The following is a 12,312-nucleotide window of genomic DNA, read 5'->3' as shown; positions in this document are numbered from 1 at the left end:
TATGATTTGAGCATCAATTGGACTTGTTGTTGTACTGGCCATTATCGGATTTTTAATTGGATTTTTCAAGCGTTGATTGTGATCTTTAATTACTTTTGTTATTAGTGCTGTTATTGTTTTTTCAATTATTTTAGCAAGTGATCCAATATTTAACCTTGTTACAACAATCGAGGCATTTAAAAAATACAAAGATTACGCAGAAGTTGCAAAACCTTACATCATTACCATTGTTGCACTTGCAATTTTATTGGTAATTTGACTATTTTCTTTGATTGTTTTTGCAATTGCGTTCTATTTTGTAAGACGCAAAAGAATTTTAAGATGTTACAGCAAAGGTTGCGAAAAGAAACACATTGCTTCAAAAATTGTGGGTGGATTATTAACAATGGCAATTACTGCTCCTATTGGAATATTGGGTGGTTCAGTGGTTGCTTTAGCCAATAAAAACTACGAAGAAACTTGATGAGATAGACTTGTTATAAAACCAGCAATTAAAGCTATTACACTTGGAAAAGGTGAGTCAATTTCATCAGAAATACCAGTCATAACAAAAGCTATTGAATATTCAACAAATACTGAAAAAAGAGAAGAATTAACTAAAGATTTGGAACAAATTGCTAATGCTTTAGAGGACATTAAATCCGATGCAAATTCATCAAATGAATCTGGAAACGAAACAAACAGTTCCTATTACTCCAGAAACAATCAATACTGTTAGAACGATTTTAAATTCAGATTTAGCTTTACCAGTAATCAAAACCATTGTCAATAATCCTGAAAGTGATTTGGGTGAAAAACTTGAAAAAGTAAAATTCGATAAAGAAGCAGTAGACTACTTATCAAATCAAGAAAACATTGAAAAAGCGAAAAAAGAATTTGAAAACATGTCATTGGATTTAAATTTAACAGACAAAGAAGTAAGCAATCTAAAAGAAATAGTACGTACATCTTTTGTTAATACAGACTACCAAAAGGTATTGGAATCTTCACCACTTGAAAAACAGAGATTTGAAGATGTTTTAAATAATTTTGCCAATATTTTTACAAACAAAACTAAACAACAATAATTACAAATTCGCCATTGGCGAATTTTTCTTTACGTAAAGGGTTTTTTACTTTAAGTAAAAAATAGTCATTAAAAGGGTAAAATTGTAATTATGAGTAAAATTTTGAACAAAATTACTAAAACAAAAGACCAACAAGTCGATTCTACTGAATATGTTATTCCTCGCAGACCTGAAGAAAAAAGTAAATGATACAAACCTAAATTTAGAACTGCTGAAATGCGAATTGCTTACCTCACTCTAAATCAAATTAATAATTGAGAAAATGAAATTCAAAAGTTAAGTGATGATGAATTAAAGAACAAAACAGCTGAATTCAAAAATCGTTTATCAAAAGGTGAAACATTAGAAGATATTAGAGCAGAAGCGTTTGCAGTAAGTAGGGAAGCAACAAAAAGGGTTTTAGGAAAACGACCATTCGACGTACAAATGTTGGGTGGAGTTATTTTAGACTTAGGTTCAGTAGCTGAAATGAAAACAGGAGAAGGTAAAACCATTACTTCGATTGCTCCTGTTTATTTAAATGCACTCAGTGGAGAAAATGTTATCGTTTCAACTGTTAACGAGTATCTTGCAGAACGTGATGCTACTGAAATGGGTGAAGTATTCAATTGACTTGGTTTGAGTGTTGGAATTAACAAGGCACAAATGTCTCCGGAACTAAAACGTGAAGCTTACAACTGTGACATTACATACTCAATTCACTCAGAGCTGGGATTTGACTACCTAAGAGACAACATGGTAATGCGTAAAGAAGAAAAAGTTCAAAGAGGACTTAACTACATCCTTCTAGACGAAGTTGACTCAATTTTGATCGATGAAGCTAAGACGCCGTTAATCATTTCTGGTGGAGATACAGGTGAAAGTTACTTATACAACACAGCTGACTTGTTTGTTCGTAATTTAGATGAAGAAGATTATTACATTGATGAAGAAACAAAATCTGTTTATTTAACTGAGCAAGGTATTGATAAAGCTAACTTATATTTCGGTCTAGCTAACCTTTATGACATTGAAAATTCTGAACTAGTTCATAGAATTCAAAATGCCTTGAGAGCACACAAAATAATGAAAAATGATGTTGAGTACATTGTTCGCGACAACAAAATTGAGTTGGTTGACTCATTTACAGGACGTATTATGGAAGGGCGTGCTTACTCAGAAGGATTGCAACAAGCATTACAGGCAAAAGAACAACTAGAGATTGAACCAGAAAACAAAACACTTGCTACAATTACCTACCAAAACTTTTTCCGTTTATTCAAAAAATTGAGTGGTATGACTGGTACTGCCAAGACCGAAGAAAAAGAATTTATTGACATTTACAACATGCGTGTAAACGTTATTCCAACTAACAAACCGTTGCAAAGATATGATGATCAAGACTTAATATTTGTTGATATGCACTCAAAATATATGGCTATTGTTGAAGAAGTTAAAAAAGTGTATGCTCGTAAACAACCGATATTAATCGGAACAGCACAAGTAGAAGACTCGGAAAGATTACATGAGTACTTGGTTAAAGCAAACATTCCTCACACTGTCTTAAACGCAAAACAAAATGCTGAAGAAGCAGATATTATTGCTAAAGCAGGACAGCTAGGTGCAGTAACAATTGCTACTAATATGGCCGGTCGGGGAACTGACATCAAACCTTCTGACGAAGCAAAAGCTGTTGGAGGATTATATGTTTTAGGTACTGATAAGGCTGAATCTCGTCGGATCGATAACCAACTTAAAGGACGTTCTGGACGTCAAGGAGATGTCGGATACTCAAAATTCTTTTTAAGCTTAGACGATCAATTAATTTTACGTTTTAGTTTACAAGATAAATGAAAAGAAATGTTTGCAAGTTATAAAGATAGACCAATTGATGGTAAAGCTATTCAGATTGCCTTTTTAAGAGCACAAAAGAAAATCGAAGGTTTCAATTACGACAATCGTAAAAGCGTCCTAAACTATGATGATGTTATTCGTCAACAAAGAGATCTTATTTATCAACAAAGGGACTGAATTTTAGAACGGGACGATTTAAGTATTATTATTAACAAAATGATTATTTCGACTGTTAAACAAGCAGTAAATAACCGTTTTTTCGCTTTAAAAAACAATGCTATTGATTTTGAAAAATTTACTGAATATTTAAACAAAAATTGATTAGAAAATAACAGCGACTATCGTTTTTCAAAAGAAGAATTATCAAAATTTGAAAAACCAGAACTTGTTGAATTCATTAGCGATCGTTTAATTCAAGAGTATGCAATGATGCGTGAAAATGTGATTGAAAAATATGGAGTGTTTGCCCTTGTTTCAACTGAAAGAACAACTATTCTTAAAGTTTTTGATGCAGCTTGACAAGATCATATAAATACAATGGATAAATTACGTCAAGCATCCAACTTAGTTCAATACTCACAAAAAAACCCATATCAAGTTTATACACAAGAAGGATCAAAACGTTTCGAAGAATTAACTGAGCGTATTGCCTTAGAAAGTGTTGTAAATTTAATGAATAATCCTGAAGCAAGCAAACCAAACGCAGTCCATGAAAATATGGATGCCAATGCTAAAGACATTGCAAACAAAATTGGAATCATAGAACAAATTCTTGACTATCATAAAGACTCACTAATTAAAGAAGGAATGAGCGAACAAGAAATTGAAGAGCAAGTCGAAGCGATGCGCGGTTTACTAGAAAATCAACTTGGTATCAATACACTAAAAAATAATAAAAGTTACAAAAAAAAATAGAGCTCGAAAAGGGCTCTATTTTTTGTTGTCGTATCCTTCCAAATTAAGTGCTTCTTTTTCACAATCCGCAATTATCAGTGGGATTAACGAAGCATCGTTAATTTGTGCTCCTGAGGCACGATGGTGTCCACCACCACCTCATTTGACTGCGACATTTCTGACACATGCTCCATTAGAGCGAAATTCACAACGAATCTGATCTTGAGTGCTTCCGTCAGTACCTTTTGCTTTTTCTTGAGTGAAAAAAACTCAAATCTTGTTGTCATCAATGTTAGCTAACGTATAAGGTCGATTAGCTCTTAACGGATCTAAGATATTGAAGTTTCTTTGTGTTTCTAAATCAAAATAGAAACTTACAACTTGATCTTTTATTTGCATATTAGATTGAATAAAAGCGTCCACTTTCATATCTTGTGAAGATTTTTTCGCCATATTAACGAAAATTAAATCTTTTTTAGCACCACTTGCTCACAGTTTTGAAACTATGTCCAATGTGCGCGAATTAGTTGTGTTTGTTGTTAATCTAACGCTATCGGTATAGATTCCTAAAAATAGGTATGTTGCTGCTTGTGGTGAAATTTTTCAACCTAATTTTATTGCTATCTCAGCAACTTGTTGAGCAGCAGCAGGCGCTTCTGATTCGACTCAAACTAATGAAGCATTCAAGTCATCATCATTTGGGTGGTGGTCTACTCTAATAACTTCATCAAAAACATTTTCATCTAAGAATTGACGACACTCAATTCTTTCTTTAAAGTTAGCATCAACAATAATTGCTAGTGAATTTGGTAGTTTCTTTAGCTCTAAATTATCAAATTCAAAATCTAAATAACTGAATAAACCTTTTGAGTCTCCAATTGTGTAAACATTTTTGTTTGGAAAATTGGTTTTAATCAATTCTTTAAATCCAAATTGCGACCCTAAGCAATCACCGTCAGGACGAATGTGGTGAAAAATAACAATGTTTTCAGCTTTCTTAATTTTCTTTTCGATTGCTTTGAAAACTTTCATTTTTTGGCGATTATCTAGCATCGTTTTTCAAAACCTCTTGCAAGTCAGCTAATAATTTTTTCATTTCTGACTTGTTTTTAACTGTAGCTCCGGCAGCACATTCGTGCCCTCCGCCTCTTCATTTGTTAGCTACTTGATTAATTCACACACCATTTGATCTAATTCTTACTCTTGTGTCTCCATTGTCTGAATCAATGAAAAATACTCAAATTTTGCAATCTCCAATATTCGCTAGAACATTAACATCATTTGCTTGGTTTTCGTCAAGTTTGAATTTCTTTTGAATTCTTTTAGTAACGTGGAAGTAAAGAACTTGCCCATCTTTTTTGTAATTTAATAAAACATAAGCCATGAAACGTACTTTTTGTTCTTCACGGCGTGAAAGCGGTAAGTTAACATCGTAAACTTTAAATCCTTCAGCGTTATGTAAATAACTCACAACATCGAATGTACGTTTCACAACACTTTCAAATTGGAAACGACCACTATCAGTATTGATTGCTAGATAACATAATTCTGCAGCTCTTTTATTTAGTTTTCATTTCGCCTTCATTGCAATGTAACCCACTTGTTCTCCAGCTGCAACGTATTCATTATCTTCTCATGTATAGTCGTAGTCAATATCTGGATCAACTGGATGGTGGTCAATACGTAAAGTTTTAGTAAATCTTTTTTCAAGTATTAAATTAACGTCTTGAATTCTATTTGAAGAGTTAGCATCAACAACAATTGCTAAAGAATTTTTAAAGTTTTTAGCAGGAATGTTTTCAATTTTGTCATGTTCTAATTTCATGAATGGAAATGATCCAATAGTATCACCAATTGCATAAACGTTTTTGTCAGGGTAGTTTAGCTTAATCATTTCTTTTAAAGCAAACTGCGAACCTAAACAATCTCCGTCAGGACGAATGTGGTGAAAAATAAAAATATTTTTAGCTTCTTCGATTGCTTGGACAGCAATCTTGTAACTGTTTTTAGCCATGTAATTATCTCCTTGATTTTTATTTGCATTTTAACGATTACAAAATGTTTTTTGCAATTGTTTATAATATTAATATTATATTTATTTTAAGCCACTAAAATAATAAAAATTTAAGACAAATTTAGCAAAGGAATTTTTATGTACGATCACCGTAGTGTAGAGAAAAAATGACAGGCAGTTTGAGAAAAAACTAACGCATTTAAAACTGAAGAAAAAAGCAACAAAAAAGCCTACATATTAGACATGTTCCCGTATCCTTCAGGAGCAGGCTTGCACGTTGGACACCCAGAAGGTTACATTGCTACTGACATAGTGAGTCGTTATAAACGTTTAAATGGTTACGATGTTTTACATCCTATTGGATGGGACGCTTTTGGTTTACCAGCGGAACAATATGCTCTTAAAACTGGTAATGATCCAGCTGAATTCACTCTACATAATATTAATAATTTTCGCCGTCAACTAAAAATGCTAGGTTTTAGCTATGACTTTTCAAAAGAAGTTAATACATCTGATCCTAAGTTTTACATCACTACTCAATGAATTTTCAAACAACTTTACAAACATGGTTTAGCAAGTATTGAAATGGTTGATGTAAACTGATGTGAAGAATTAGGTACTGTACTAGCAAATGAAGAAATTTTGGAACAAAACGGACAAATGGTTTCAGAAAGAGGAAACTATCCTGTTGTTAAAAAACCAATGCGTCAATGAGTTTTAAAAATTACTGCATATGCTGAAAAATTGCTTGAAGGTTTAGATGAATTAGACTGAAATGACTCAATCAAAACATTACAAAGAAACTGAATCGGAAAGAGTGTTGGTACTGAAATTGATTTCAAGGTTGACAATAAAGATTTCAGCCTTACTGTTTTTACCACTCGTCCTGACACGATTTTTGGAGTTAGTTACTTGTCAATTGCTCCAGAACACAACTTAGTTTCAAAATTAGTGACTGAAGAAAACCGCCAAGCAGTTGAGCAATTACAACAAGCAGTGATTTCAATGAATCAAATCGAAAGATCAAATGACTCACGTCCTAAAAAAGGAGTATTCAGTGGTTCATATGCTATTCACCCAATTACACAAGAATTGATTCCAATTTTTGTATCAGATTATGTATTAAATAGCTATGGTACAGGAGTAGTCATGGCTGTTCCTTGTCATGACCAAAGAGACTGAGAATTTGCTAAAGCACACAATTTATTATTTAAACCAGTCATTGAAGGTTCATGAAGTGAAAAAGCATACACTGAAGATGGCGTTCATATTAATTCTCAATTCCTAGACGGTCTTAATAATAGTCAGGCAACTACAAAAATTAATGAGTATCTAGTTAATAACAAAATAGGAAAAATCCAAACAAAATATCGCTTAAGAGACTGAGTGTTTTCACGCCAAAGATACTGAGGAGAGCCATTTCCAGTCCTATTCGATGAAAACGATAATATTCTTTTAGTTGATGATATTGTTGAGCTACCGAAATCAAAAAATATTAAACCTTCAGGAACTGGAGAGAGTCCTTTAGCAAACTTAAAAGACTGATTGTATGTTGAAATCGATGGCAAAAAATATCGTCACGATACTAACACCATGCCACAATGAGCAGGTTCAAGTTGATATTTCTTGGCTTACATATTAAAAAACAGTGATGGAACTTATGAACCTATTGACAGTGAAGAAGCTAAAAGAAGATTTAAAAAATGATTGCCTGTTGATCTATATGTAGGTGGACAAGAACATGCTGCCGGGCACTTGTTATATGCTCGCTTCTGACATCGTTTCTTATTTGATATTGGTATAGTTCCGACCAAAGAACCGTTCTTGAAATTAGTAAATCAAGGAATGATATTGGGAACTGATGGACAAAAGATGTCTAAATCATTAGGTAATGTTATAAACCCAGACGATATAGTTGAAGAATTAGGGGCTGACACATTACGTGTATACGAAATGTTTATGGGGCCTTTGACTGACACAAAACCTTGAAGTGTTGATCCAATAAATGGAATTAGAAAATGACTGGATAGAATTCTAAATCAAGTGACTCGTTTGATTAATCAACCTTTGAGTAAAGAAGTTAATGTTGAACTAGAATCAGAAATAAATATTTTGATTCGTGAAGTAAGTGAAAATATTGAAAAAGTAAAATTCAATATTGCTATTTCAAAAATGATGGTCTTTATTAACTTTTTAGCAAAATGTGAAAGTATTCATGATCTAAAAATCTTGAGAGACTTTGCTATTTTACTTTCACCTTTTGCTCCCCACTTAGCAGAAGAAATTTTAGAAATGCTAAATGAAAAACAAATTAAAGAGCAAACTTGACCTTTATTGGATGAGGCTAAAATCATAAAACCACAAACTATAATAGCAGTCCAAGTTAATGGAAAAGTGCGTGGTGAAATTGCAATAGAAGAAGATTGAACAGAAGAAAAAGTTGTGCAAGAAGCGCAAAAAGTTGAAAGTGTAAAAAGACACTTAGAAAATAAACAAATTGTTAAAGTTATTTACCGTCCGGGTGTTATACTTAACATAATTAGCAAATAATTAATTTTAAAGGAGTAAAAATGATTAAGTTAATTAATGAAAAAAATGATGCTTTAGTTCTAAAAGCAGCATTCGAAGAAAGCAAATTACCTGAAGTTGTTCTTAAAAAAGATAATGTAGTAACTGACTTATTCAACAAAAACACTTCATACGTATATTTAGGAAAAAAAGAAGAATTTGGTGCAGAAAAATTTGAGTCATTTATTAAAGCGTTTACAGCAAATCTAAAACGTTCATACCAATTAGATGTTGCTACATTCACAAGTGCAAAATTAAGTGCAAGCGAAGTTGTTAAATTGGCGGTTGAGGCTTACGAATTCAATCAACCTATTTACAATCTAAAAACTAAAAAAGATGATAAAAAAGATGAATTAGATTTCTACTTATTATCAAAACGTGATTTAAGTGCTGAATTTGAAGAAAGTTCAAAAGTCGCAAGCGTAGTTAGATGAGCAAGAAACCTACAACAAATGGCTCCAAACTATGCTACATCAGAATATTTAGCAAAAGCTTATGACGAAGAATTGTCAAAATACAAAAACCTTCACGTTAAAGTTTTAAACAGAAAACAAATTGAAGATCAAAAAATGGGACTATTTTTAAGTGTTAACAGAGGAAGTGTTTATGAACCTCGTCTAGTTGTAGTTGAATACAAAGGAAATCCAGACAGTGACCAAGTTTTAGGATTAGTTGGAAAAGGTATAGCTTTTGACTCAGGAGGATACTCACTAAAACCATCTAGATACATGCTAGGAATGAAATATGATATGTCAGGTAGTGCTGCTGTTGCTGCTGCTATGATGCTTATTTCTTACTACAAACCAAAAGCTAATGTTGTGGCTGTTATGCCTTTAACTGATAACCGCATCAATGGAGATGCATCATTACCAGACTCAGTATGAACATCAATGAATGGTAAAACAGTTGAAATCAATAACACTGATGCTGAAGGGCGTTTAGTTCTTGCTGATGGTATGACATATGCAATCAGAAATCTAAAAGCTACAAAAGTTGCTACTGTTGCTACTCTAACAGGTGCAATCTTAGTTGGACTAGGAACTACCTACACTGGTGTTTGAGCCTCAAATGATAAAGATTGAAAAGCAATTGAAAAATCTGCTAAAACTACCAATGAACTAATGTGAAGAATGCCTCTACATGAAGACTTTGCTAAAAACATTAGATCTTCAAAAGTTGCTGACTTAAAAAATACTGACTTATCAGGAAATGGTGGAAGTATTTCTGCTGCTATGTTCTTAAAAGAATTCGCTGAAAAAGCAGACTTCATGCACTTTGATATCGCTGGTACAAATGAACTTTCAGAAATGCCACAAGGTGTTGCAATCAAAACTCTAGCTGAGTTAGCAAAAAACTTATAGTATCAATATAAACTAAAAATTGCTCTGACTGAAAAAGTCAGAGTTTTTTTGTCTCTTTAAGACTGAAAAAGCACTCAAAATAAGAGGTAAATTAAAAAAAGCCAAGTTTTAAACTTGACTTTAATGTAAGTAAATTGAGAGAATAAAAAAATAAAGCATATTTAAAAAAAAAATCAGTTGCGTTTTTTTGTTGCTATGTTTTTTTGTATTTTTATAGTGAATAAACACATGGCAGGGGCTACAGGATTCGAACCTGCACCGAAGGGTTTGGAGTCCTTAGTTCTGCCGTTAAACTAAGCCCCTTGACATTATTTGGCTATTTTGAAATAACAAACATCACCGTCTTGCATTATGTAACTTTTTCCTTCTAAGCGCATTTTGCCAGCTTCTTTAGCCGCTTGTTCTCCACCTAGAGAAACGTAGTCATCATATGAAATCACTTCTGCTTTTATGAATTTCTTTTCAAAGTCAGTATGAATAATTCCAGCACACTGAGCAGCATTTTGTCCATTTTTAAATACTCAAGCTCTTGCTTCTATTTCGCCTGCAGTAAAATATGTTTTTTGATCTAGCATATAAAAGCTTGTGCGAATTAAATTATTAAGTCCACTTTCTGAAAGATTGTATTCATTTAAAAATGCAAGTTTTTCTTCTTCGTCTTCAAATTTTGAAAGTTCATATTCAAGAGAAACACAAATAGGAATTAATAAGTCTTGAGTCTTAGCAAGATGATTTTTCAGTGTTTGATAGTGTTTGGCTTGTGTTAAATCACTTATTTCATCTTGTTTTAGGTTGGCAACATAAATAATTGGTTTAGCAGTTAAAAGTTGTCAAGATTTGATTATTGTTTTTTGCTCATCACTCAAATCTAACTCACGAACATTTTTCTCTTGCTCTAAAAAGCTACGAATGTCAAGTGCTGTTTGATATTCTAATTTTAAATCTTTATCGCCAGAATTTTGAGCTCTTTTACCGATTCTTGCAATCACATTTTCAACAGTTTGTAAGTCGGCTAAGATTAGTTCCAGATTAATTGTGTTTATGTCGTCTAATGGATCAACTTTTCCATTAACATGCATTATATTTGAGTCTTCAAAACAACGCACTACATGAACAATTGCATCAACTTCACGAATGTTAGCTAAAAACTTATTCCCTAAACCTTCCCCTTTTGAAGCACCTTTAACCAATCCTGCTATATCAACAAATGTAAATGTTGCTGGAATTATAGTTTTTGTTTTAGCTAATTCTGCTAACTTGATCAATCTTGGATCATGCAATTTAACTATTGCTGTGTTGGGTTCAATTGTGGTAAATGCATAGTTTTGTGCCTCAGCCTCATTCAAAGTTAAAGCATTAAATAATGTACTTTTTCCGACATTTGGCAATCCTACTATACCTGCTTTTAAACTCATATTAACTCCTTTTTGGCAATAAATAGTATTATAAACAATTTTTACACACTTGTTAGTCTAGAGATTTCAAAAGTAAAAATAAATGCAGAAGGTATTCTTCTGCATGTAGAACTTATAAGTCTGATTTGATGTCGTTATCTGAATTGTTGTGGTTTTGATCTTCAATGTTATTATTCATTGTTGCTTGTAATTTTTTACCTTTAATTACAACAATAAGCGCTATAACTGCACCTACTAGTGAAAGAACACCGATAAATAATCCTACAAGTAAAAATATGAAAGCAACTAGTGAAAGTGATTCAATTTGCTTTACATCGTGGTTTGGTTGAGAACCTTCATTAATTGCTTGAGCACATTTTCTGATTGAGTGAATTGCAATTATTGTTAATATAGTCATTACAAGATTAACAATTGCAACAATTAAAGACACTACTTTTAGTGCTATGTAAGTGCTGAAATTGCTACTTAATGCTACACCAACAATTCAGAATACAAATCAAGCGACACTGATTACTAATGTTGTAATAATCAATTTAAAAGCTTTGGCTGACTTATTTTTCAAATCTTCCATTGAGTAAATCATTTTTCTCCTTAGAATTTATAATAATTTAAACATTAAATATTTTATAACATTCTAAGAATTAATCTAAGTTTTTTAATTTTGAAATAGTCATAAATTTAGCAATTAAACTAACTAATGGAATGAAGAAACCGATAATTAATAGGATTTTTATGTTCGATAATCCATCGGCAGCCATTTTTTTCTCCATGTTTTGTCTTGCTAAGGCAGGATCTGCATTTGTTTGCTCTTGTGAATAATAATCGGAACGCGAAAGTTTATTTTGTAGTTCGTCTACTTTAACAGTTAATATAATTGATAAGACAAAATTAATGATTCCTAAAATTGATAAAACTATTATTGGTGCACTAATGCTTGTAATAAGATCACTTAATGCTTTAGATACTTCTGATAGGCTATCTGAGCTTGATTCACTAGTTGTTGCAATTTTAGAAACATTAATTACAATTTTTATGATGAAAACTATGAATGTGATTCATATTGCAAAGTGAAGAATAATGCTCGAGATTGCTAAACCTTTAATTTTTTTAATACTTTCATTCAAATATTGATTGTTTTCCATAATACCTCTCTCTACTTA

10 protein-coding genes and 1 tRNA gene are annotated in these 12,312 nt (G+C 32.2%); 5 read left to right on the top strand and 6 right to left on the bottom strand.

Annotated elements, in window-relative coordinates:
- The first annotated feature begins 1 nt into the window (after window position 1).
- From ACSH40_RS00195 to secA, 3 genes are all read left to right on the top strand, one after another.
- Complete coding sequence (locus ACSH40_RS00195) at window positions 2–718, top strand: hypothetical protein (protein WP_438341557.1); 717 nt, start codon at window positions 2–4, stop codon at window positions 716–718.
- Complete coding sequence (locus tag ACSH40_RS00190; RefSeq protein ID WP_438341556.1) at window positions 660–1,067, top strand: hypothetical protein; 408 nt, start codon at window positions 660–662, stop codon at window positions 1,065–1,067. Before ACSH40_RS00195 ends, ACSH40_RS00190 begins: the two co-directional genes overlap by 59 nt.
- Window positions 1,068–1,157: 90 nt before the next feature.
- Window positions 1,158–3,815, top strand: a complete 2,658-nt coding sequence (gene secA / locus ACSH40_RS00185; RefSeq protein ID WP_438341555.1) for a preprotein translocase subunit SecA — start codon at window positions 1,158–1,160, stop codon at window positions 3,813–3,815.
- Between the two features lie 15 nt (window positions 3,816–3,830).
- On the opposite strand, the gene ACSH40_RS00180 is transcribed toward secA, so the two are convergent.
- Both ACSH40_RS00180 and ACSH40_RS00175 read right to left on the bottom strand, forming a co-directional pair.
- Entirely contained in the window at window positions 3,831–4,847 is a 1,017-nt protein-coding gene (locus ACSH40_RS00180; protein ID WP_438341554.1) for a DHH family phosphoesterase, read from the bottom strand.
- Window positions 4,837–5,808, bottom strand: a complete 972-nt coding sequence (locus ACSH40_RS00175) for a DHH family phosphoesterase (protein ID WP_438341553.1) — start codon at window positions 5,806–5,808, stop codon at window positions 4,837–4,839. Before ACSH40_RS00175 ends, ACSH40_RS00180 begins: the two co-directional genes overlap by 11 nt.
- A gap of 138 nt (window positions 5,809–5,946) precedes the next feature.
- Between ACSH40_RS00175 and leuS the strand changes: the two genes are divergently transcribed.
- The gene (gene leuS, locus ACSH40_RS00170) at window positions 5,947–8,358 is read left to right on the top strand and encodes a leucine--tRNA ligase (protein WP_438341552.1); all 2,412 of its coding nucleotides are present in this window, start codon (window positions 5,947–5,949) and stop codon (window positions 8,356–8,358) included.
- Between the two features lie 20 nt (window positions 8,359–8,378).
- The gene (locus ACSH40_RS00165; protein WP_438341551.1) at window positions 8,379–9,737 is read left to right on the top strand and encodes a M17 family metallopeptidase; all 1,359 of its coding nucleotides are present in this window, start codon (window positions 8,379–8,381) and stop codon (window positions 9,735–9,737) included.
- Between the two features lie 229 nt (window positions 9,738–9,966).
- On the opposite strand, the gene ACSH40_RS00160 is transcribed toward ACSH40_RS00165, so the two are convergent.
- The 4 genes from ACSH40_RS00160 to ACSH40_RS00145 all read right to left on the bottom strand — a co-directional run bounded on the left by ACSH40_RS00160 (window position 9,967) and on the right by ACSH40_RS00145 (window position 12,294).
- Window positions 9,967–10,040: transfer RNA gene (locus ACSH40_RS00160), tRNA-Trp, on the bottom strand.
- A gap of 5 nt (window positions 10,041–10,045) precedes the next feature.
- Window positions 10,046–11,152, bottom strand: coding sequence for a redox-regulated ATPase YchF (ychF, locus tag ACSH40_RS00155; protein ID WP_438341550.1), 1,107 nt, complete (start codon window positions 11,150–11,152; stop codon window positions 10,046–10,048).
- 112 nt (window positions 11,153–11,264) lie between these two features.
- Window positions 11,265–11,735 carry a hypothetical protein gene (locus ACSH40_RS00150; protein WP_438341549.1) on the bottom strand — a complete coding sequence of 157 codons (471 nt, stop codon included), beginning with the start codon at window positions 11,733–11,735 and terminating at the stop codon, window positions 11,265–11,267.
- A 58-nt stretch (window positions 11,736–11,793) separates the two neighbouring features.
- Window positions 11,794–12,294 carry a hypothetical protein gene (locus tag ACSH40_RS00145; RefSeq protein WP_438341548.1) on the bottom strand — a complete coding sequence of 167 codons (501 nt, stop codon included), beginning with the start codon at window positions 12,292–12,294 and terminating at the stop codon, window positions 11,794–11,796.
- Between the last annotated feature and the right edge of the window lie 18 nt (window positions 12,295–12,312).

This window comes from Mycoplasma sp. 3341, from assembly GCF_051549855.1.
Lineage (GTDB): Bacteria > Bacillota_I > Bacilli_A > Mycoplasmatales > Metamycoplasmataceae > Metamycoplasma.
This window is presented reverse-complemented; position numbering and strand designations above follow the sequence as displayed.